The following is a 21,515-nucleotide window of genomic DNA, read 5'->3' on the forward strand; positions in this document are numbered from 1 at the left end:
CGTGGGTGTTCCCAACGATCAATGCGCCGGTTCCCGGCCTTGGAGGTGTGTGCGATGCGTCGCGTCCGATACGAGTCCACCGGCGGCCCGCTGTTCCTCGAGGAGGCCCCCGTTCCCGAACCCGGGCCCGGCGAGCTGCTGGTGCGCTGCGCGGCCGTCGGTGTCACCCTGCCCGTGGTGCGCAAGGTCACCGAGGCCGCCGAGCCGATCGCGCTCGGCGGAGAGATCGCCGGCGAGGTGGTGGCGGCCGGCGAGGGCGTGACCCGATACAGGCCGGGCGACCGGGTGACCGGGCTGTGCTTCGGGCACGGATACGCCGACTTCGCGCTGCTGCACGAGGCCATGGCCTCTCCCGTCCCGGACGGCGCGGACGCCGTGGACGCGATCGCACTGGTGCGCAGCGGCCTGGTGGCGTTCGGGGCACTGGAGGCGGCGCGCCCGGTGCCGGGCGAGGCGGTGCTCGTCACGGCGGCGGCTAGCGGCGTCGGACACCTCGCGGTGCAGCTGGCACGGGCGCGGGGCGCGGGACGGGTGGTGGGTGCGGTGTCCGACCCGGACAAGGCGCACTTCGTCCGCTCGCTCGGCGCGGACGACTGCATACAGTATGGCGACGACAGTTGGGGGGATCCCGTCGACTGTGTCCTGGATGCCGTCGGCGGTGACCTGCTCACCCCCGCTCTCGCCGCCCTGGCCCCGCACGGCCGCCTCGTCGCCTACAGCTCCGGCGGCGGCACCCTGCGGGCGTACGACCTGTTGGTGGGCGCCAAGTCGGTGATCGGATTCCAGATGGCCCTGATCGCCCGCGGCCGACCGGACCTGTATGAGCAGTGGCGCAAGGAGTTGTGGCGGCTGTTCGCCGAGGGCGCCCTGAAGCCCGCCGTGCACGCCGAGTTCACGCTGGAGGAGGCGGCGAAGGCGCACGAGGTGATCGAGCGGCGGGCCAACCTCGGCAAGGTCGTGCTGCGCCCTTAGTCCCTTCGCGCGCTCCTTGTGCTGCACGCTTCTTGTGGGGCCACCTGCCCCCCACTACCTTCGTTGGGGCACGCTGGACGTGGGATGTCCGGATGTCCAGATGCCCGGCCGACGAAGGGCAGGTCCCAGCATGCCGTCAGGTCTTCGCGCCCGTCTCAGATCCGCACGCGCTGTCGCCGTCACCGCGGCGGCGGCCCTCGCAGCGTTCCTTCCCGGAGCCACGGCACACGCCCGAACGGACGCCGGATCCGTCGAGTTCGAGCAGCAGATCCTCTTCAAGGCCGCCCAGGACCCCGGCTACGCCTGTTTCCGCATCCCGGCGATCGTGCGGACGACCGACGGCACCCTGCTGGCGTTCGCCGAGGGCCGGGTCCTCAACTGCGGTGACGCCGCCGACATCGACATCGTGCTCAAGCGCTCCACGGACGGCGGCCGCACCTGGGGCCCGCTGCGGGTGGTCAACGAGGGCGCCGGTGACACGCACGGCAATCCGGCGCCGATCGTCGACCGCGAAACGGGCCGGATCTGGCTCGCGGAGACCTACAACACGGGCCGTAGCGACAGCGCCAGTTGCTCGATCCCCTGCGACCGCACCCCGCATCTGCAGTACAGCGACGACGACGGCCGAAGCTGGTCCGTGCCGCGCGATCTGAGCCCGGAGATCCTGCCCGCCGACTGGAACTCCTGGTACGCGACCGGGCCGGTGCACGGCATCCAGCTGACCCGGGGCCGTTACGCGGGCCGGCTGGTCTTCGGGGTCAACACCGAGACCTGGGACGGCAGCCGGGTCACCGCCAACCACGCGGCGCTGATCGTGAGCGACGACCACGGCGGCCACTGGCGGATCGGCGCCACGGACACCTGGCCCATCGCCGACGACGGCACCTTCCGGCAGAAGCCGTCCGAACTGGCCCTCGCCGAGCGCGGCGACGGCTCGATCCTGGTCAGCGGCCGGGAGCAGGACGGCACCGACCTCGGCCACCGCACCCAGGCCGTCAGCCGCGACGGCGGGAGCAGCTTCACCGCCCCCTTCCACGACCTGCCGGACCTGTACGCCCCGCAGGTCCAGGGTTCCCTGCTGCGCCTGGGCGACCGGATGCTGCTCGCCTGCCCCGCCGACCCCGACCGGCGGCGGACGATGATGGTCCGCTCCTCCTACGACGGGGGCCGGACCTGGGACAGCGTGGACCGCGGCACGGTCGTCACCGCCGACTGGTCCGGCTACTCGGACATGGTCCGCGCGGACGCGGACACGGTAGGTCTGGTCTACGAGGGCGGTGCGGTGGACGCGCGTGACGAGATCCGCTTCGCCCGCTTCACCGAGGACTGGCTCGCCCCGCGCCGCGGCCCCGACCCGGTCACCGCCGACCGGGCTCCGCACGCCCGCCCGGCCGCGGTGCTCGGCGGCGCGGAGGAGACGGACGGGGTGTTCGGCGGGGGGTTGGAGTTCGACGGCATCGACGACGCTGTACGCCTGCCGTTCCGCAGCGGGCTGCCCCTGGGCGGCAAGGACTTCACGGCGTCCCTGTGGTTCCGGTACACGGCCACGACCGGTGAGCAGCCGCTGCTGTGGATGGGCGGGGTCGGCACCACCCAGCCGCAGGTGTGGGTGCGCGGCGAGCCGGCGAACCACCGGATCCAGGGCCTGATGACGGTGCGGGACGGGGCGATCGCGCCGCAGACTGTCTACGTTCGCACGGATACCGCATACAACGACGGCCGGTGGCATCACCTGGCGCTGCGCCGGGGCGGGGGGCGGCTGTCGTTGTTCGTCGACGGTATGCAGTCGTCCGTCGACGGCATACCGGGCTCGGTCAGCCGTAACTCCCCCTTCGGTGTGCACCTGGGCCAGCGTATGGACAGCCGGGCCTTCTTCACCGGCGCGATCGACGAGGTGCACGTCTGGGACCGGGCGCTCACCGACGAGGAGCTCGCGGATCCGAAGGTGCTCGGGTCACCGAAGGACACGGTCCTGTGGCTCCCCCTGGACCGTGTGCGCGGCTGACGCGCCGGGAGTGCCCGGGGCCTCCTGCGGGTCCCGGGCGCGCCGCTTGGCGATGACCGCGCACACCATCAGCTGCATCTGGTGGAACAGCATCAGCGGCAGCACCGCGAGGGAGGCCTGCGCGCCGAACAGGACGCTCGCCATGGGCAGCCCTGAGGCCAGGGACTTCTTCGACCCCGCGAACTGGATGGCGATCCGGTCGTTGCGCCCGAAGCCGAGCGCCCGGGCGCCGTACCAGGTCAGCAGGAGCATCACGGTGAGCAGGACGGCCTCGACGGCGAGCAGCGCGCCCAGCCGGGCCGGGCTGACCTGGTGCCAGATGCCCCGGGTCATGCCCTCACTGAAGGCGGTGTAGACGACCAGCAGGATCGAGCCGCGGTCGACCAGGCCGAGGACCTTCTTGTGCCGGGCGACGAACCCGCCGATCCAGCGCCGCAGCACCTGCCCGGCCAGGAACGGCACCAGCAGCTGCAGCACGATCTTGACCAGCGAGTCGGCGGAGAACCCGCCGCCGCTGTTGCCGAGCAGTCCGGCGGCGAGGAGCGGGGTGGCGACTATGCCGATGAGCGAGGAGAAGGACCCGGCGCAGATCGCCGCCGGTACGTTTCCGCGGGCGATCGAGGTGAACGCGATGGACGACTGGATGGTGGACGGCACCAGCGTCAGGAACAGCAGCCCCTGGTAGAGCGGCTGGGTCAGCAGGACCGGCACCAGCGCCCGCGCGGCCAGCCCGAACACCGGGAAGAGGATGAACGTGCAGGCCAGGACGGTGACATGGAGGCGCCAGTGGCGCAGTCCGTCCAGTGCCTCCCGGGTGGAGAGCCGGGCGCCGTAGAGGAAGAAGAGGAAGGCGATCGCGGCCGTGGACGCGCCCGAGGCCACGTCGGAGGCGGTGCCCCGGGCCGGCAGGAGCGCGGCGAGGCCCACCGTCCCGAGCAGCAGGACGATGTACGGGTCGATCGGCATCCGGCTCGGCCGGCGCAGGCGTTTCACAGTGCTCCGATTGCTGTACGGGATCAGGGCGGGGTGTCGCTCTTTGGGGCGCGCGGGGCCCCCTTCATCCTCCCCCTTCCCTCGCCGATCGGGAATCCCGCACACCACTCTGACTGTCATCATGAAATGCGATGGCCGGTAGGGTGGGGGTGTGTACGACCCGGCGCAGTTGCGCACGTTCCTCGCCGTGGCCCAGACCCTCAGCTTCACGCAGGCCGCGCGCCGGCTGGGGCTGCGCCAGTCCACGGTCAGCCAGCACGTACGCCGGCTGGAGGACGCGGCCGGGCGGCAGCTGTTCACCCGGGACACCCATTCGGTGGAGCTGACCGAGGACGGCGAGGCGATGCTGGGCTTCGCCCGGCGGATCCTGCAGGTGCACGAGCAGGCCTCGGCGTTCTTCACCGGCACCCGGGTGCGGGGCCGGCTGCGGTTCGGGGCGTCGGAGGACTTCGTGCTCACCCGGCTGCCGGAGATCCTGGAGGGCTTCCGCTACGACCATCCGGAGGTCGACCTGGAGCTGACGGTGGAGCTGTCGGGCACCCTGCACGAGCAGCTGGCCGCCGGGAAGCTGGACCTGGTGCTGGCCAAGCGGCGCCCGGAGGATCCCCGTGGCGAACTGGTCTGGCGCGACGACCTGGTGTGGATCGGCGCCGAGCGGCTGCGCCTGGACGCCGACCGGCCCGTGCCGTTGATCGTGTATCCGCCGCCGGGCATCACCCGGGCCCGGGCCCTGGAGGTGCTGGAGCGCGAGGGCCGCGCATGGCGGATCGTGTGCACCAGCGGCAGCCTCAACGGGCTGGTCGCGGCGGCCCGCGCCGGTCTCGGCGTGATGGCCCACTCCCGGCGTCTGATTCCGCCCGGTCTGTTCCGCCTGCCGGAGCGGTCCGGACTGCCCGGCCTGGGCAAGGTCGACTTCGTGCTCGTCCACGGCCGGCGGCGGGGCGCCGCCGAGGGAGCCGCGAACGCGCTGGCGGCGGCGGTCCTCGCGGGCGGGGAACGGCTGCGCCGCCGGGGCGGCTGACCCTGCCGTACCCGCTATGCGAGGATCGGTACGGTATGTGCCGTAATCGCCGCGTACAGATTCGGTGGAGATTACGGGACCGAAACTTACTGACCCGTCAGTATTGTGTCCGGCCCTTCCCCATGTGCGGGCATTTTCCGGTCACGGGCGGGGGGAAACGTGAGGTTTGCTCGGTTTCCGACCCCCTCCCGCCGGGTGACGGCGTGGGGTAGCTTTCACCGCGCTGTGCCGCGTATCACGGGCGTGACCATGCAGTGAGGATCGGGGAGCGAGGTTTGCGCGAGTTCACCAACCCGCCGCTCACGTCGGCGCCGCCGGTGGGCGGTCTGGCCGATGCGGTCTTCGAGCATGCCCGGACGGATCCCGCACACATCGCCCTCGGCCGCAAGGACGCTTCCGGGCAGTGGCGGGAGGTGACCTCCGCGGAGTTCCGCGACGAGGTCCTGGCCCTCGCCAAGGGCCTGCTGGCGCGCGGCGTCCGCTTCGGGGACCGCGTCGCGATCATGTCCCGCACCCGCTACGAGTGGACCCTGTTCGACTTCGCCCTGTGGTCGATCGGCGCCCAGGTGGTGCCGGTGTATCCCACGTCCTCGGCCGAGCAGTGCTTCTGGATGCTGTACGACGCCGAGGTGTCCGCGGCGGTCGTGGAGCACGAGGACCACGCGATGACCATCGCGACCGTCATCGACCGCCTCCCGCAGCTGCGCCAGCTGTGGCAGCTGGACTCGGGCTGTGTGCAGGAGCTGTACGACGCCGGGGCGCACCTGGACGACGACCTGGTCCACCGGCACCGGCAGGCGGTCACCCCGGAGTCGGTCGCCACCGTCATCTACACCTCCGGCACCACCGGGCGCCCCAAGGGGTGTGTCCTCTCGCACGCGAACTTCATGTACGAGGCGGACACCATGATCCAGCGGTGGCAGCCGGTGTTCCACACCAAGAAGGACGACGAGGCCTCCACCCTGCTGTTCCTGCCGCTCGCGCACGTCTTCGGGCGGATGGTGGAGGTCGCCGCGATCCGCGGCCGGGTCCGCTTCGGGCACCAGCCGCAGCTGAACGCCGCCGCCCTGCTGCCCGACCTGCAGGCCTTCAGGCCGACCTTCATCCTCGCGGTGCCGTACATCTTCGAGAAGGTGTTCAACGCGGCCCGCCGGAAGGCGGAGAAGGAAGGCAAGTCGGGGCCGTTCGAGAAGGCCGTCGACATCGCGGTGAAGTACGCGGAGGCCGTGGAGGCCAAGGCGTGGGGCACCGGGCCCGGCCCGTCGGCGGGGCTGCGGATGCAGCACCAGCTGTTCGACAAGCTCGTCTACGCCAAGGTCCGGGCGGCCATGGGCGGTCGTATACGGAATGCGATGTCCGGTGGTTCGGCGATGGACCGCCGGCTCGGGCTGTTCTTCGCGGGCGCCGGCGTGCAGATCTACGAGGGCTACGGCCTGACCGAGTCGACGGCCGCGGCGACCGCCAACCCGCCCGAGCGCACCCGCTACGGCACCGTCGGCCAGGCCATCCCCGGCGTGACCGTGCACATCGCCGACGACGGGGAGATCTGGCTGCACGGCGGCAACGTCTTCCAGGGGTATCTGAACAACCCGAAGGCCACCGACGAGACCCTGCACGAGGGCTGGCTGGCCACGGGCGACCTCGGCTCGCTCGACGAGGACGGCTATCTGACCATCACCGGCCGCAAGAAGGAGATCCTGGTGACCTCCGGCGGCAAGAGCGTCTCCCCCGGTGTGCTGGAGGAGCGGGTCCGCGAGCATCCGCTGGTCAACCAGTGCATCGTGGTCGGCAACGACCGCCCCTACATCGCCGCCCTGGTCACCCTGGACCAGGAGGCCGTCGAGCACTGGCTGCAGATGCGCGGGAAGCCGAGGATGACCGCGGCCGAGCTGGTGCGCGACCCGGACCTGGAGACGGAGGTGCGCCGGGCGGTGGTCGCCGCCAACACCCTCGTCTCCCAGGCCGAGTCGATCCGCACGTTCCGCATCCTCGCGCAGCCGTTCACCGAGGAACACGGCCTGCTCACCCCGTCACTGAAGCTGAAGCGGAAGGCGATCGAGAAGGCGTACGACAACGAGGTCGAGGCCCTCTACCGGACCTGACGGCCGTCGGCGCACCACGGCCCGGACGATCTGCGCCCCGGGGACCGACTGACCGGTCGGTCGTATCGGAGTGTGCGGTCAGGAATGCATCGCGGCGCTTGATCGTTGACGATGGGAGTACCACCTGTCGCCAAGCGAAGGATCAAGAAGCTCGTGAGCAGCAAGGTCCCCCCGATCACCCTCAACAACGGCGTCGAGATGCCCCAGCTGGGCTATGGCGTCTGGCAGGTGCCGGACGACGAGGCCGAGCGGGCCGTCGCCACGGCACTGGAGGCCGGGTACCGCAGCATCGACACCGCGGCGATCTACGGCAACGAAGAGGGCACCGGCAAGGCCATCGCCGCCTCCGGCCTGCCCCGCGAGGACATCTTCGTCACCACCAAGGTCTGGAACAGCGACCAGGGGTACGACTCCACACTGCGCGCCTTCGACACGTCGCTGGAGAAGCTGGGTCTCGACCACGTCGACCTGTACCTGATCCACTGGCCGCTGCCGTCCCGCGGTGCCTACGTCGACACCTACAAGGCGTTCGAGAAGCTGCTGGGCGACGGCCGGGTCCGCGCCATCGGCGTGTCCAACTTCCTTCCCGAGCACCTGCGGCGGCTGATCTCCGAGACCTCGGTCGTCCCGGCGGTCAACCAGATCGAGCTGCATCCGCATCTGCAGCAGCACGCCGCCCGCGAGTTCCACGCCGAGCAGGGCATCGCGACCGAGGCCTGGTCGCCGCTGGGGCAGGGCAAGGGCCTGCTGGAGGTGCCGGCGGTCGTCGCCGTCGCGCAGAAGCACGGGCGTACGCCGGCACAGGTCGTGCTGCGCTGGCACATCCAGCTCGGCAATGTCGTGATCCCCAAGTCGGTGACGCCGTCCCGGATCAAGGAGAACATCGAGGTCTTCGACTTCAGCCTGGACGACGAGGACCTCGCGGCGATCAGCGCGCTCAACGAGGACCGGCGCCTGGGCCCCGACCCGGCCACCTTCGACATGGTCTGACACCCCCGCGCGCCACGGCCGTCCGCCCCACCCGCACAGGGGGCGAACGGCCGTCCGCGTTTTTGGGGGGCCGGGCCCCCGCGGTCACTGGAGGCCTGAGGCCCGGGCACAGGCCCGCTCCGCGGCGCCCGGCCGCCCCGGTCCGCGGCGTGCCCGCCGTTCAGTCGCCCCGTACATCCGCGTGCAGGACCTCGAACTCCTCCAGGGCGATCACCGTGGCGTGCGCCTTGGCCGTGCCCTCGCGGCGGATCGCGGCCTGGCGGGCGCGGGCCGCGGCGAGCAGGGCGCGGTCGGCGAAGAGGACACCGGTCATGCCACGGCCGCGCTCGCGGTCCAGGAAGAGGGCCGCCCCGGCGAATCCCGGCAGCACCTCCAGCCGGGGCAGCACACCGGCGTGGAAGGTGTCGGCGGCGAGGTCCGCGTCCGCCGGTTCGAACTCGAGCCGGGTGAGCCGCAGTCCGCCGCCGGACAGGGGCCGTTGACCGGCGTGGAAGACGGCGGCCTCGTAGTTCTCGACCGCGACGGTCCCGGCGAAGGGCTGCAGCAGCTCCGGCCGCCGCGCGCTCATCACCTCGTCGCTGACGCGACGCGCGTCCGCGGACTCCCACCAGCTGACCGTGAGCAGTTTGCCGAGGTCACGGTCGACGAAGACGCCCGCTCCCCGGTAGCCGGGGCGCTCCTCCAGCAGGTCGTGCCCGCGGGTGTTCAGGGCCCGGACGGCCGTGTCCAGCTGCGCCGGATCGCCGGTCGCGTACACCGTGCGTACGAACATGCGCCTCGCCTCCCGGAGCCGTGACCATGCCGGCTGTCAGCGGCCGAAGTATCCGTATGGGTCGCTTTCTCCAGTCTTGCCATGGTCATAAATCACCGCAATACGCGCGGGTTTCACCGGTTCGCCATGGCGGACTTGACGAGGACATGCATAGGGGCCACGGTGGACGGCACCCAGTAAGGAAACTTTCCTAACAGAAGGGTCCCCCCACCGTGCGCCTTCGAACCCTGCCCCTCGCCGCGGCCTGTACAGCCGCGCTGCTCACCGCCGGAGCCCTTCCGGCGCACGCCTCCGCCGGCTCCGCCGCCGGGTCCGCCCCGCACTCCGCACAGGAGGGCTCGGTCAGCGCGGCCGACCTGCTCGCCAAGGTGACGTCCTGCGCGCAGATATCGAACGGCAAGTACAGGACGGACGACGAGACATCGGCCACGGTCCCCGTGTGCGGCAAGAACGGCGCGGTGTTCTGGAAGGCCGACATGGACATCGACTGCGACGGCCAGCGCACCACCGACTGCAACGAGGACCGCGACCCCTGGTACCAGGACGACACCGCCTTCCACCAGTCCGACGGCAAGCCGCTGAAGGCGGAGTCGCTGCCCTACGTCGTGGTCCCCAGCTCCAGCAGCATCTGGAACTACGCCGGCGCCGGCATCAAGGGCGGCGGAGTGGTCGCGGTCGTCTACAACAACAAGGTGGAGTACGCCGTCGTCGGCGACACCGGCCCCACGCAGATCATCGGCGAGGCCTCGTACGCCACCGCCAAGGCACTCGGCATCGACCCCGACCCGGCCAACGGCGGCGTCGACTCGGGCGTGACCTACATCCTGTTCAAGAACTCCAAGGCCTCCCCCATCGAGAGCCACAGCGCCGCGGTCTCGCTCGGGGACCAGCTGGCCAAGCAGTTCCTCGCCGCCAACTGACCTCCCGCGTTACGCCCGTTGGGCCGACCCGGCGGGCGTACGGCCACGGGGTCGACGCCGGCCCCGGCCGGCTGCCGGATCGCGCTCGACGTCATGTGCCGTCGTCAGACGGGCCGAACCGCGCGGTGCACCGTGTGGGCCGCCAGCACGAACACGTCGGGACGCCGGTGGGCACTGCCGGGATCGGCGGGATCCAGGAGACGGTCGAGGGTGGCGAGGTCGCCGGCGTCCAGGACGTCGGCGTGGATCTCCCGGGCCCTGGCCAGGGCGGAGACGACGAAGGCGCGGGCCCGGTCCGGGACGGGGGCGGGCACGTCGAGGAGGAAGCTGCGGGTGCCCGTGTGCTTCAGTCCCGCCGCGCCCAGCAGGGCGGGCCAGTCCTCGGTCTCGGCGACCGCGCCGGGCAGCTCGGCCCGCATCCGGGCGAAGCGGTCCTCCTGGGCCGCGTCGATGCGGGCCTGCAGTCCGGGACGGCCGAAGCCGATGTCGCGGGGCAGAAAGCGGGCGGGCAGACCGCCCTCCAGGACGGCCAGTGTGCCGCCGGGGGCGAGCCGGGCGGCGAACGCGGCGAGGGCGGCCTTCTGGTCGCCGAGGTGGTGCAGGCTGCGGCTGGCCCACAGCAGGTCCGCCGGATAGTCCAACTCTGCGAGGGCTTCCGGGAGTTCACCGGCGAGGGTGTCGAAGCGGTCGGCGACGCCCTGGCGGTCGGCGCGGGCGCGGGCGCGTTCGAGCAACGGCGCGGAGCCGTCGGCCGCGACCACCCGCGCGCCGGGGAACGTCTCCGCGATCAGGCAGGCGATGACCCCGGGCCCGCTGCCCGCGTCCACGACCAGACCGGGCTCGGTCACCTCCTTGCCCAGCCAGGCCAGGGCACGCGCGTACGCCGGGCCGAACACCTCGGCCTCCGCCTCCATCAGCGCCGCCATGGCGGCCCAGTCGGTATCACCGCCGTGACCGTGGGAGTGGGCGTGGGCGTGCTGTCCGCGGGGGTTGGGGTGGTCGTGTGACGCCATGGTGGTCAGCCTCTCGCTCGGAATGCGGCCAGCCTGCGACGGCGCACGGCGGCGGTGCCAGTTTCGTTGCCGGTGCCGCAAAAAACGTGCCGGTGCCGCAAAAAAGGATGCGCGGGAGCGGGCCGCGCGGCCAGCATGAGGCCTGTGAACGACGACCTCGCGACCCCCTTCCTCACCGACGGCTTCGTGAAGATCGAGGGCGCCTTCCCTCCGCGCGTCGCCGCAGACTGCACCCGTCTGCTGTGGCGGGAGACGGGGTACGACCCGGACGACCCCGGCACGTGGAGGGAGCCGGTGGTCCGGGTGAGCGGCATGGCGCAGGGGCCCTTCGCGGCAGCCGCCAACTCCCCCGCGCTGCACCGGGCGTTCGACCTGCTCGTCGGCGAGGGCCGGTGGGAGCCGCGGTATTCGCTGGGGACCTTTCCGCTGCGGTTCCCGCACCCGGTCGAGCCGGACGACGCGGGCTGGCACATCGAAGGCAGCTATCTCCCCGCGGGCGAGCAGGGGTACTTCGCCAACCTGCGCTCCAGGGACCGCGCGCTGCTGATGCTGTTCCTGTTCAGCGAGGTCACCGAGGCCGACGCCCCGACCCGGATCCGGGTCGGCTCACACCTGGACGTGCCGCCGCTGCTGGAGCCGTACGGCGAGGCCGGGGTGTCGGGTCTGCAGATCGCGCCGCGGCTGGTGGAGGCCTCGGCGCACCGCCCGCTCGCGTACGCCACCGGCCGCCCCGGCGACGTCTACCTCTGTCATCCCTTCCTGGTGCACGCGGCCCAGCCCCACCACGGCACCCGGCCCCGCTTCATGGCGCAGCCGCCGCTGTCCTTGGCCGTTCCCTACGAGCTGGACCGGCCCGACGGGGCGTACTCGCCGGTGGAGCAGGCGATCCGCCGGGGCCTGGGCCGCTAGTGGTCGCGTTGTTGACGGTGACCGTACCGCCCGACCACGGCACCAACACCGCCCCCACCTCCTTCACCGTCAACGGCACGGCGGCCGGCCGCCGCCGCGACGATCAGCGAGGCGGTGTTACGGCGGCCTCCGCCGTCCGGGGAAGGGCCGCTCGGTGTCAACGCTCCCCGGGCTTGCGGTACGCACGCACCGCGAACACCGGGTCGGGGCGGGGGCGGTCCTGGTCCGGCAGGCGCGAGAGGCGGGTGGCGTACTCCTCCGTGCGCGGCTCGCCCGGGGGCAGTTGGGTGAACCAGCCGCGGCGCAGGTCGGCGATGGTGGTGCGGGGGCTGCGGCCCTGGCCGATGCCGGGGAACGTGGTGTCGCCGGCGGGCCGCAGCCCGCACCGGACGGCGTGGGCGGTGACGGTGGCGGCGGCGTCCCGGGCGGGGCGGTGCGGGCGGGAGGCGAGGACGGTGTCGATGTCGCTGCCGACGTCGTGCGCCGCGGCCTTGTCGACGGTCGTGACGTACACCCCGCCGGGGCGCAGCACGCGGGCGCACTCGGCGACGACGGCGCGGACGTCGTCGGCGTCCTCCAGCAGGTGCAGCAGCCAGATGCTGGTGACCGCGTCGAAGGCGCCGGTGCGGAAGGGCAGGCGGCGGCTGTCGGCCCGTACGACCGCACCCGGCAGCCGCGCCTCCGCCCTGCGGACCATGGCGGGGGTGAGGTCCGCGCCGGTCACCCGCAGCGCGGGACGGCCGGCGGCCAGCCGGCGGGTGACGATGCCGGTGCCGCAGGCGACGTCGAGGAGACGGCCCGGGCGGTCGGGGATCAGGCCGAGGGTCGCCTCGGTGGCCGCCGCGGCGCGGGCCTCGCCGCCCCGGGACGCGTCGTAGGCGTCCGCTTCTTCCTCGTAGTCGAGCATGCCCCTCAGTGTGCGGCGTGACCTGGGGCGATGTCCTCCACCCTGCGGGCGAGACCGAAGTCCTTCGCAGTGAGGGCGCCGCCCGCGCTGTGGGTGTGCACGCTGACGGAGACGGTGTTGTAGCCGAGGCCGAGGTCGGAGTGGTGGTCCAGTTCGTCCTGGACGGCGGCGATGTGCATGACCAGCGCCGCCGCCGCGACGTGCGAGCCGAGGCGGTAGGAACGGGTGAGCCGGCCGGACTCCACCGACCAGCCGGGCAGCTCGGCGAGCCGGTCCTCGATCTCCTTCTGCGACAGCGGTTCGACGGCCATGGCCGGGTCTCCCTTCGAGGGGGCGGGAAGGAGGGGTACCCCATGAGCCTGCCACGTCGGCCGTGCGCGTACTCCGCCCGCCGGATGCCCGCGCGCTCCTGTGCGTCAGCCGTGCGCGCACTCCGCCGCGAGGTCGTCGGCGAGCGCGGCGATCCGGGCCCGGCCCCCCACCTGTGCCACCCAGGTGTGCGGCGGGCCGGTGTCGCCGTGCAGGGCGCCCAGCAGACTGCCGCAGACCGAGCCGGTGGAGTCGCTGTCGCCCGAGTGGTTGACGGCCGGCAGCAGGGCGCGGCGGGTGTCGGGCTCGGCGAGCGCGCAGTACACACCGATGGCGAGGGCCTCCTCGGCGACCCATCCCGCGCCGAGGGACGGCACCTTCTCGGCCGTCGGTACCCCGTCGTCGGCGAGGCCGGGGGCGGCGCGCAGGGCGGCCGTCGTCTCGGTGTGACCGCGGTGCCGTTCCAGCAGCCGCAGCGTGCGCAGGACCGCGCCCTCCAGAAAGTCCCCGGCGACCAGGTGGGCCACGATCGCGGCGAGGCCGCCCGCCGCGTAGTAGCCGGTGGGGTGGCCGTGGGTGATCTGCGCGCCGCGCGCGGCCATGGCGAAGGCCGCGTCGGCGGAGGTGACCAGGCCGAAGGGGGCGGAGGGCATGACCGTGCCGCAGCCCTTGGAGTCGGGGTGGACCTCGCCCGGTGTGCCGTCGAGCGGCAGCGCCGGGTCGGGCGCGTACCTCTGGGCCACGCCGGACAGGCAGGCGTTGCCGGGGGGCGCGGCTGGGGGTGCCCCCTCTGGGGGAGTACAGCCAGGCCTCGGTGACCGGGCCGCCGGCCGGGGCGCCGGGATGCGGCGGTGCCGGCTGCCCCGGGCCGGGCTGCGGCACGCCCGGCTGCGACGGCGCGGGCTGCGGCACGCCCGGCGGTGGCGTGCCCGGCTGCTGCGCCGGGCCCGGCTCGGACTGGGTTTCCAGCCAGCGCTCGTACGCCTGGCGCAGCAGCAGCGGCCAGGCGCCGCCGATGCCCTTCTCGCGTTCGCGGGCGCGCGCCTGGATGAGGGCCTCGCCGGTGAACAGGGTCATCTGGGTGTCGTCGCTGATCAGGCCGACCGTACCCGGTGCACCGGGTACGAGACCGGTGACGCCGTGCCGGCCGTGCGAGGCGCGGATGCGGTCCAGGGAGGCGAACTCCACGGGGTAGCCGAGGGCGTCGCCGAGGAGACAGCCTCGGACCCTGGCCCGGTACACGGCCGCGGCCTGAAGGGACGCGCGAGGGGACGAGGTCCGCCACGGCTTCGGCCACGGCTCAGTCCTGCGCCCCTGAAGCAACCCCTGCTCCTCGACTACGGTCGGACGTATGACCATTGTCGCTTCCGGCCCCGCCCCGTCCGCCACCGGCCTCGTCGGCCCCGCCGCTTCCGCCGCCTCCGACAAGGGCGTCGGCCCGCTGCTGCGGGCCTGGCGGGAGCGGCGCCGGATCTCCCAGCTGGAGCTGGCGCTGCGCGCCGACTCCTCGGCCCGGCACATCAGTTTCATCGAGACCGGCCGGTCGCGGCCGAGCGAGGAGATGGTGCTGCGGCTCGCCGAACATCTCGACGTGCCGGTGCGCGAGCGCAACTCCCTGCTGCTGGCGGCCGGTTACGCCCCGCGCTATCCGGAGACCCCGCTGGACGCCCCGGCCCTCGGCGCGCTGCGCGACGGCATGGAGCGCCTCATCCAGGGTTACGAGCCCTACCCGGCGCTGGTGGTCGACGCCGGCTACACGGTCGTCGCCGCGAACCGGGGCATCATGATGCTGCTGGACGGCGTGTCGGACAAGCTGCTGAGCCCGGCGCCGAACGCGATGCGGCTGGCCCTGCACCCGGAGGGGATGGCGCCGCGCATCCGCAACCTGCGCGAGTGGCGCGGGCATCTGCTGGCGCAGATGGAGCGGCAGATCGCCCTGGAGCGTTCGGAGCGGCTGCGCGCCCTGTACGAGGAGGTGGCGGCCTACCCGGTGGCGCAGGACGACGCGCCGGCCGGCGAACCGGACGAGCCCGTCGCGTACTTCGCGCTGCCGCTGCGCATCGAAGTCGACGGCCGGATCCTGTCGTTCGTGTCGTCGATCTCGACGTTCAACACGCCGATGGACGTCACGGTCGCCGAACTCGCCATCGAGACGTTCCTGCCGGCGGACCCGGCGACCGTCGAGTACCTGCACACCCTGGCCGGTTGACCTCTCTGCCCGGTGTCCGGATCCTTCTCGGACCGGTGTGCGAGAGGGGATCGCGTGGCAGACTGCCCGGGTACGTCGGCGCGTAAGGGGAGGGCGTGGCGTGAGTGAGCGGCGGGCTGCGCCGACCGTGGGCCAGGTGGTGCTCGGCAAACGGCTGCAGGAGCTGCGGGAGGCGGCGGGCCTGGGCCGCGAGGAGGCCGCCCGGGTGCTCCGGGTGGCGCCCGCGACCGTACGGCGGATGGAGATGGCCGAGGTCGCGCTGAAGATCCCTTACGTGCAGGTGCTGCTGGACACCTACGGGGTGGCCGAGGAGGAGTCGGCCGCGTTCGTGCGGCTGGCCGAGGAGGCGAACCAGCCGGGCTGGTGGCAGCGGTTCCACGACGTCCTGCCGGACTGGTTCAGCCTGTACGTCAGTCTGGAGGGTGCCGCCCGGATCATCCGCTCCTACGAGCCGCACTTCATCCCCGGTCTGCTGCAGACCGAGGACTACGCGCGGGCGGTGCTCCAGGCCGGGACGATCGGGCAGACCACGCCGCAGACCGTGGAACGGCATGTGTCCCTGCGCATGGAACGGCAGCGGCTGCTGGAGCGGGACGATCCGCCCCACCTGTGGGTGATCATGGACGAGACGGTCCTCAGGCGCCCGGTGAGCACGCGCGGCGCGGTGATGCGCGCGCAGCTGGACCGGCTGCTGGAGTACGCCGACCGGGACCGGGTCACGCTGCAGCTCGCCGAGTTCGCGGCGGGCCCGCATCCGGGGACGTACGCGCCGTTCACACTGTTCCGGTTCGCCGAGCCGGAGCTGCCGGACATGGTGTTCACCGAGTACCTGACCGGCGCCCTCTACCTGGACTCCCGCCGTGAGGTCGCCGCGCATCTGGAGGTCCTGGACCACATGACGGCGCGGGCGGCGTCGGCGCAGCGGACGCGGACCCTGCTGCGGGAGTTCCGCAGAAGCCTGTGACGTCCCCTCCCGGACCGCCCCCGACCGCACCGGCCCGCACCGGCCCGCACCGGCCCGCACCGGCCCGCACCGGCCCGCACCGGCCCGCACCGGCCGGAGAGTACGAGCCGCGGGGCTGCCCGGTCGGAGCGGCGTCCTCCTGGTACCCCTGCTCCCGCACCCCGGTGCGCTGTCCCCGTGTTCCGGGCGTGCCGCTCGTGTTGCCTCGAACTGCCCGGGCGGCGGGGCCCGAAGGGGCGGGGAAGGCAGGGAGCGTCAGGCCGCGCCTCCCTTCGCGTCCCGGTCCTCGTCCACGATCTCGGCGTCGACCACGCCCTCGTCGTCCTGCGGTGCGGTGTGCCGGCCGGTGTCGTCGGCGGGCGGGGTCTGACCGGCCTGGGCGTACATCGCCTGGCCCACCTTCTGGCTGACGGCGGCGAGTTTCTCGACGCCGGCGCGGAGTTCGCCGGTGTCGGCGTTGCGGTCCAGGAGTCCCTTCAGTTCCGTGGCCGCCTGCTGGACCTCGGTCCTGGTGTCGGCGGGGACGCGGTCCTCGTTGTCGCGGAGGAACTTCTCGGTCTGGTAGACGAGTTGCTCGGCCTGGTTGCGGGTCTCGGCGGCCTCGCGGCGTTTGCGGTCCTCCTCGGCGTACTGTTCCGCCTCCCGCATCATGCGGTCGATGTCGTCCTTGGGCAGGGCGGAGCCGCCGGTGACGGTCATCTTCTGCTCGCGGCCCGTGGCGAGGTCCTTGGCGGAGACGTGCATGATCCCGTTGGCGTCGATGTCGAAGGCCACCTCGATCTGCGGGACTCCGCGCGGGGCGGGTGGCAGCCCGGTGAGGTCGAAGACGCCGAGCTTCTTGTTGTAGGCGGCGATCTCGCGTTCGCCCTGGTAGACCTGGATACCGACCGAGGGCTGGTTGTCGGTGGCGGTGGTGAAGATCTCCGAACGGCGGGTGGGGATCGTGGTGTTGCGTTCGATGAGTTTGGTCATGATGCCGCCCTTGGTCTCGATGCCGAGGGACAGCGGGGTGACGTCGAGGAGGAGTACGTCCTTGACGTCGCCGCGCAGGACGCCGGCCTGCAGGGCGGCGCCGACGGCGACGACCTCGTCGGGGTTGACGCCCTTGTGCGGGTCCTTGCCGGTGAGGTCGCGGACCAGTTCGGTGACGGCGGGCATCCGGGTGGAGCCGCCGACGAGGATGACGTGGTCGATCGCGGACAGCTCGATCCCGGCGTCCTGCACGGCCTGGTGGAAGGGCTTCTTGCACCGGTCGAGCAGGTCGGCGGTCAGCTCCTGGAACTGGGCCCGGGTCAGCTTCTCGTCCAGGTGCAGGGGGCCCTCGGCGGAGGCGGTGATGTAGGGCAGGTTGACCGAGGTCTCCGAGGACGAGGACAGTTCGATCTTGGCTTTCTCGGCGGCCTCGCGCAGCCGCTGCACCGCCATCTTGTCGGCGGCGAGATCGATGCCGTAACTGCCCTTGAACCGCTTCACCAGGTGGTCGACGATCCGCTGGTCCCAGTCGTCACCGCCGAGGTGGGTGTCGCCGTTGGTGGCCTTCACCTCGATGACGCCGTCACCGATCTCCAGCAGCGACACGTCGAAGGTGCCGCCGCCGAGGTCGAAGACCAGCACCGTCTGCTCCTCGCCGCGGTCCAGGCCGTAGGCGAGGGCGGCGGCGGTCGGCTCGTTGATGATCCGCAGCACCTTCAGGCCCGCGATCTCCCCGGCCTCCTTGGTGGCCTGCCGCTGGGTGTCGTCGAAGTACGCGGGTACGGTGATCACCGCGTCCGTGACGTCCTCGCCGAGGTAGGCCTCCGCGTCCCGCTTCAGTTTCTGCAGCACCCGCGCGGACAGCTCCTGCGCGCGCAGGCGGGTGCCGTCGACCGAGCCCTGCTCCGGGAAACGCCAGGAAGCGTCTCCCATGTGCCGCTTCACCGAGCGGGCGGTGCGCTCCACATTGGTCACGGCCTGCCGTTTGGCGACCTCGCCGACCAGCACCTCCCCGTTCTTCGCGAACGCCACCACCGACGGCGTGGTCCGCGCACCCTCCGCGTTGGTGACGACGGTGGGCTCGCCGCCCTCCAGGACGGCCACCACCGAGTTCGTCGTCCCGAGATCGATCCCGACCGCACGTGCCATGGTCCGTCCCCTTCCGCCCGGGCGCCTGCCGCTCTCCCAGCACATGACGTGCCTGCGGCGCTGTCAATGCCCGGGTTCCCCGGGAACGGCGATGCCGCGCCCCTGGAACGGGACGCGGCATCGGGGGTCGTACGAGCCCTCAGGCCAGCTCGGCCGTCAGGGTGATGGACGTGCCGGTCAGGGCCTGGCTGACCGGGCAGTTCTTCTTGGCGTCCTCGGCGGCCGAGGCGAAGCCCTCGGCGTCCAGGCCCGGGACCTCGCCGCGCACGGTGAGGTGGATGCCGGTGATGCCCTCGCCCGGCTGGAAGGTCACGTCGGCCTTGGTCTCCAGCCGGGTGGGCGGGGTGCCGGCACCGGCCAGGGCGTGCGAGAGGGCCATGGAGAAGCAGCTGGAGTGAGCACCGGCGATCAGCTCCTCGGGGCTGGTCTTCCCGTTCGCGTCCTGGGAACGCGAGGCCCAGGTGACCGGCTGCTCGCCGATGCCGGAGGAGTCGAAGGTGACGACGCCGTCGCCCTCGAGAAGGTTGCCTTCCCAGACCGTGTGCGCGGTGCGCGTGGTGGCCACGATGATTCCTTTCCGTCGGATCCCGTCACGGGGGTTTTCCGTACCCCTATCCGATCACATCCGGGCTCGTCACACGCTGAAGACCGGCCCACGCCGGGTGAACGGGAGGTGACCTCCCTGCCGTCCGTGCAGCCGGGTTCAGGCGGCCCGCTCGTCCTCGGTGGCGTCGCTGAGGGGGATCTGGGGGCCGTTCAGCTCGTCCAGCCAGCGGCGCAGTACCCGGTGGACGTGCTCGGCGCCGGTCAGTTCCTCCTCGTCGCCGACCGGGGCGGACAGCTGGAGCGGGGAGAGCAGGAACGGGTGGGACTGGGCGCCGCCGAGGCCGCCGTGGGAGCCGATCTGCTCCTCGAAGGCGAGGACCTCGCCGTCGGCCGGGTCGAGGGCGGAGTTCACCATGATGTCGGCGGTGTGCGGGAAGCGGTGGGTCCGGCGGACCGCGTCGGCCGCGCCCGGACCGAAGCGGGCCAGCGGTCCGGGCTCGTCGTCGAGCCTGTCGAGCGGGATCTCGGCGCCGTGGGCACCCAGCACCACACCGTCGTGTTCCTCGCTGCGCACCAGCAGGAAGCCGATGCCGGGATGGTTGGCGAGGGTGGTCAGCAGGGCGGGGTGACGGGCGTCGATCTCCTGCTTGGTCATGCGGTGGTGCACGTCCGGGAAGGAGACGAGGCCGAGGTTGCCGGATGCCAGCACCATCGGCTCGGAGCGGGGGGCCGGGCGGTGCTGCTCGCTCCTTGCCTCCACGGGCCGGCGCAGTGCGGCACGGACGGCGGCGCGGGCCTCGGCACCGCTGTGGGTGCGTTCGGCGCGGCGCGGCACGTGCAGTCCGCAGCCGGCCCGGACGAGATCGCCGAGGGTGAGGCCGTAGCGGGAGCGGAAGGTCTCACCGGGGCTCTGGCCGTGGTCGGAGAGGACGACGAGGTGGTAGGGGCGGGGGGCGTGCTCGGCGACCCGCTGCAGCAGGGCGAGGGACCGGTCGAGGCGCTGCAGGACCTTCTCGGCGTCCCCGCCGCACGGGCCGGAGTGGTGGGCGACCTCGTCGTAGGCGACGAGGTCGGCGTAGACGGCGGTGCGGCCGGCGAGCATGTCCCCCATCACCGCGGCGACGACGACGTCCCGTTCGACGACGGTGGCGAAGGCCCGGACGAGCGGATACAGACCGCCGCGGCTCACCCGGGGGCGCTGCCTGCGCATCCGGGCCCGGGTGGACTGGCCGATCTCGCGGCCCACCTCGGCGACGAAGGACAGGGCGGTGCGGACGGCGTTGGCGGGGTCGGAGAAGTAGGCGAAGTACCCGGCGCGGGAACGGTTCTCCCGGCTGCGGCGGCGGGCCGCGATGGACAGGACGAGGGCCTGTTCGCCGGCCCCTCCGCTGAAGAGGTTGCCGCGGCTGGCACCGTCGACGGTGAGCAGTCCGCCGTCGCCGGTGTACAGCATGGCGCGGCGCTGCAGTTCGGCAGCGCTCGTCGGCCGGTTGCACACCATCACTTCCCCGCGGTCCTTCTCGTACCAGCGGAAGGCCGGCACATCGAAGGTGCTGCCGTGGAGGATGCCGAGCTGGCTGGCTCCGGTCTGGCTGGACCAGTCGGTGCGCCAGGGGGTGAGGCGGTGGGTCGGCCGTCGACTGTCGCCGGTCGGCTGTATACCGTCCGCGGTCGACAGCTTGCCGTATGCGTCCGGCCGTATGCCATCCGTGGTCGGCTGTATGCGGTCGACCGTCTGCACGGTACCGGTCGGCTCTATGCGGTCGACTGCCCGCTGTGCGGCATCCGTCGGCTGTATGCCGTCGACCGTCGCCAGCCAGCGCGCGACCGTGGGCATCAGTCCCTTGCCGACCGCGTCCGTGAGGACGTCGTGGCCGACGCCGTCGAGCTGGACGAAGACCAGGCCGGGTGTGGTGGGGCAGGGCGGGTCGGATCTGCGGCGGCGTGCGGCGAGGCGGTGCAGGCGGCGCCGGTAGGTCTCGTCGTCGCGGACGGCGAGGGCGGCGCCGGTGGCCGAGGCGACGGCGGACATCACCGCCGCCACGATGACGGCGGTATCGGGGGCGGCCTCGCCGCGGCCGGAGGGGTTGATGCGCAGGGCGAGCAGCAGCAGGGAGCCGTTGAGGAAGAAGACCAGCAGGCCGAGGACGAGGGCGGGGACGAGTAGCAGGAGGCGGACCAGGAGCGGCCAGACCACGGCCGACAGCACACCGAAGGCGCCGGCGCCGCAGGCGGCGGTGACGGCGATCCGGGTGGCGCTGTCGCCGTCGGGGGACTGGAGTTGGAAGTCGGGCAGGAGCGCGGCGAGGGCCAGCATGGTGAGGGTGGAGGCCGCCCAGACGACGACGCTCCGTCCGATCTGACTGGCGACTCGTCGCCACCCCGCGTCTCGCACGCCCCGTACCCCCCGCGTCCCGGCCCGCTGGACGCCCGGGCCTCGCTCCACCTTGTCATACGGGGTGGGGTGCACGCGGCAACCGGGTGCGGACCGGCGTCCTGTGCCCTGGCTGCATGAGGGCAGGACGTTCGTCGCGTCGTCGCGTGGTCGCCGTGCCGGCGGTTGGCGTCCTGCTCCGCCGTGGGGACGGTGGTGGTTGTAGTGGACGTTCCCGGCGCTGGGGCTTCCCGCCGTTCGTCTTCGGGTGTCCAGGTAGGGCTGTAGAGGATGTCTTCGGCGATGATCCGGTTGCAGCGCTCGGCCTTGCCGTTGTGGCGAGGGTGCAGGGCGGCGTGATGCGCCGGCGGCGGGATCCGGGCAGCGC

17 protein-coding genes and 1 pseudogene are annotated in these 21,515 nt (G+C 72.4%); 9 read left to right on the forward strand and 9 right to left on the reverse strand.

Features of this window, described 5'->3' with window-relative positions; genetic code table 11:
- The first annotated feature begins 54 nt into the window (after positions 1–54).
- Together ACWC94_RS09760 and ACWC94_RS09765 are read left to right on the forward strand one after the other, a co-directional pair.
- Positions 55–972 (forward strand): quinone oxidoreductase family protein, encoded by a 918-nt coding sequence (locus ACWC94_RS09760; RefSeq protein ID WP_450795945.1) that lies wholly within the window; start codon positions 55–57, stop codon positions 970–972.
- Between the two features lie 130 nt (positions 973–1,102).
- Positions 1,103–2,977, forward strand: coding sequence for an exo-alpha-sialidase (locus ACWC94_RS09765; RefSeq protein ID WP_450795946.1), 1,875 nt, complete (start codon positions 1,103–1,105; stop codon positions 2,975–2,977).
- On the opposite strand, the gene ACWC94_RS09770 is transcribed toward ACWC94_RS09765, so the two are convergent.
- On the reverse strand, positions 2,927–3,943 hold the full coding sequence (locus ACWC94_RS09770; protein ID WP_450795991.1) for a bile acid:sodium symporter family protein: 1,017 nt from the start codon (positions 3,941–3,943) through the stop codon (positions 2,927–2,929). The two genes, ACWC94_RS09765 and ACWC94_RS09770, sit on opposite strands and share 51 nt — an antisense overlap.
- Positions 3,944–4,121: 178 nt before the next feature.
- Between ACWC94_RS09770 and ACWC94_RS09775 the strand changes: the two genes are divergently transcribed.
- The 3 genes from ACWC94_RS09775 (at position 4,122) to ACWC94_RS09785 (ending at position 8,083) form a co-directional block, all read left to right on the forward strand.
- Positions 4,122–4,991 (forward strand): LysR substrate-binding domain-containing protein, encoded by an 870-nt coding sequence (locus ACWC94_RS09775; RefSeq protein ID WP_450795948.1) that lies wholly within the window; start codon positions 4,122–4,124, stop codon positions 4,989–4,991.
- Positions 4,992–5,266: 275 nt separating this feature from the next.
- Positions 5,267–7,093: an AMP-dependent synthetase/ligase gene (locus ACWC94_RS09780; protein ID WP_450795949.1), complete on the forward strand. Its 1,827-nt coding sequence runs from the start codon at positions 5,267–5,269 to the stop codon at positions 7,091–7,093.
- Between the two features lie 153 nt (positions 7,094–7,246).
- Complete coding sequence (locus tag ACWC94_RS09785; protein WP_450795950.1) at positions 7,247–8,083, forward strand: aldo/keto reductase; 837 nt, start codon at positions 7,247–7,249, stop codon at positions 8,081–8,083.
- Between the two features lie 160 nt (positions 8,084–8,243).
- Here the strand turns inward: ACWC94_RS09785 and ACWC94_RS09790 are convergent, their stop codons facing one another.
- Entirely contained in the window at positions 8,244–8,855 is a 612-nt protein-coding gene (locus ACWC94_RS09790; protein WP_450795951.1) for a hypothetical protein, read from the reverse strand.
- Positions 8,856–9,067: 212 nt separating this feature from the next.
- Here ACWC94_RS09790 and ACWC94_RS09795 point away from each other — a divergent pair, with 212 nt between their 5' ends.
- On the forward strand, positions 9,068–9,775 hold the full coding sequence (locus ACWC94_RS09795; protein ID WP_450795952.1) for a glycoside hydrolase family 75 protein: 708 nt from the start codon (positions 9,068–9,070) through the stop codon (positions 9,773–9,775).
- A gap of 104 nt (positions 9,776–9,879) precedes the next feature.
- Here the strand turns inward: ACWC94_RS09795 and ACWC94_RS09800 are convergent, their stop codons facing one another.
- Positions 9,880–10,788 (reverse strand): class I SAM-dependent methyltransferase, encoded by a 909-nt coding sequence (locus tag ACWC94_RS09800; RefSeq protein ID WP_450795953.1) that lies wholly within the window; start codon positions 10,786–10,788, stop codon positions 9,880–9,882.
- Between the two features lie 135 nt (positions 10,789–10,923).
- Here ACWC94_RS09800 and ACWC94_RS09805 point away from each other — a divergent pair, with 135 nt between their 5' ends.
- Entirely contained in the window at positions 10,924–11,697 is a 774-nt protein-coding gene (locus ACWC94_RS09805) for a phytanoyl-CoA dioxygenase family protein (protein ID WP_450795954.1), read from the forward strand.
- A gap of 157 nt (positions 11,698–11,854) precedes the next feature.
- Here the strand turns inward: ACWC94_RS09805 and ACWC94_RS09810 are convergent, their stop codons facing one another.
- From ACWC94_RS09810 to ACWC94_RS09820, 3 genes and pseudogenes are all read right to left on the reverse strand, one after another.
- Positions 11,855–12,604, reverse strand: a complete 750-nt coding sequence (locus tag ACWC94_RS09810; protein WP_450795956.1) for a class I SAM-dependent methyltransferase — start codon at positions 12,602–12,604, stop codon at positions 11,855–11,857.
- 5 nt (positions 12,605–12,609) lie between these two features.
- The gene (locus ACWC94_RS09815; RefSeq protein ID WP_450795957.1) at positions 12,610–12,915 is read right to left on the reverse strand and encodes a 4a-hydroxytetrahydrobiopterin dehydratase; all 306 of its coding nucleotides are present in this window, start codon (positions 12,913–12,915) and stop codon (positions 12,610–12,612) included.
- A 105-nt stretch (positions 12,916–13,020) separates the two neighbouring features.
- Positions 13,021–14,155, reverse strand: a pseudogene (locus tag ACWC94_RS09820) (ADP-ribosylglycohydrolase family protein).
- Between the two features lie 109 nt (positions 14,156–14,264).
- Here ACWC94_RS09820 and ACWC94_RS09825 point away from each other — a divergent pair.
- Entirely contained in the window at positions 14,265–15,122 is an 858-nt protein-coding gene (locus ACWC94_RS09825; protein ID WP_450795958.1) for a helix-turn-helix domain-containing protein, read from the forward strand.
- A 100-nt stretch (positions 15,123–15,222) separates the two neighbouring features.
- A complete protein-coding gene (locus tag ACWC94_RS09830; RefSeq protein ID WP_450795959.1) occupies positions 15,223–16,086 on the forward strand; it encodes a helix-turn-helix domain-containing protein in 864 nt (287 codons plus the stop codon).
- A 255-nt stretch (positions 16,087–16,341) separates the two neighbouring features.
- Here the strand turns inward: ACWC94_RS09830 and dnaK are convergent, their stop codons facing one another.
- The 3 genes from dnaK to ACWC94_RS09845 all read right to left on the reverse strand — a co-directional run bounded on the left by dnaK (position 16,342) and on the right by ACWC94_RS09845 (position 21,148).
- On the reverse strand, positions 16,342–18,207 hold the full coding sequence (dnaK, locus tag ACWC94_RS09835; RefSeq protein WP_450795960.1) for a molecular chaperone DnaK: 1,866 nt from the start codon (positions 18,205–18,207) through the stop codon (positions 16,342–16,344).
- A 139-nt stretch (positions 18,208–18,346) separates the two neighbouring features.
- Positions 18,347–18,772, reverse strand: a complete 426-nt coding sequence (locus ACWC94_RS09840) for an OsmC family protein (RefSeq protein WP_450795961.1) — start codon at positions 18,770–18,772, stop codon at positions 18,347–18,349.
- A 138-nt stretch (positions 18,773–18,910) separates the two neighbouring features.
- On the reverse strand, positions 18,911–21,148 hold the full coding sequence (locus tag ACWC94_RS09845) for a phage holin family protein (protein ID WP_450795962.1): 2,238 nt from the start codon (positions 21,146–21,148) through the stop codon (positions 18,911–18,913).
- Positions 21,149–21,515 lie beyond the last annotated feature (367 nt).

This window comes from Streptomyces sp. NPDC001135 (assembly GCF_053598395.1).

Coding starts and splice junctions, on each gene's coding strand:
- ACWC94_RS09800 (WP_450795953.1), bottom strand. CDS start 10,788: ATGGCGTCACACGACCACCCCAACCCCCGCGGACAGCACGCCCACGCC.
- ACWC94_RS09760 (WP_450795945.1), top strand. CDS start 55: ATGCGTCGCGTCCGATACGAGTCCACCGGCGGCCCGCTGTTCCTCGAG.
- ACWC94_RS09810 (WP_450795956.1), bottom strand. CDS start 12,604: ATGCTCGACTACGAGGAAGAAGCGGACGCCTACGACGCGTCCCGGGGC.
- ACWC94_RS09790 (WP_450795951.1), bottom strand. CDS start 8,855: ATGTTCGTACGCACGGTGTACGCGACCGGCGATCCGGCGCAGCTGGAC.
- ACWC94_RS09825 (WP_450795958.1), top strand. CDS start 14,265: ATGACCATTGTCGCTTCCGGCCCCGCCCCGTCCGCCACCGGCCTCGTC.
- dnaK (WP_450795960.1), bottom strand. CDS start 18,207: ATGGCACGTGCGGTCGGGATCGATCTCGGGACGACGAACTCGGTGGTG.
- ACWC94_RS09805 (WP_450795954.1), top strand. CDS start 10,924: ATGAGGCCTGTGAACGACGACCTCGCGACCCCCTTCCTCACCGACGGC.
- ACWC94_RS09765 (WP_450795946.1), top strand. CDS start 1,103: ATGCCGTCAGGTCTTCGCGCCCGTCTCAGATCCGCACGCGCTGTCGCC.
- ACWC94_RS09815 (WP_450795957.1), bottom strand. CDS start 12,915: ATGGCCGTCGAACCGCTGTCGCAGAAGGAGATCGAGGACCGGCTCGCC.
- ACWC94_RS09770 (WP_450795991.1), bottom strand. CDS start 3,943: ATGCCGATCGACCCGTACATCGTCCTGCTGCTCGGGACGGTGGGCCTC.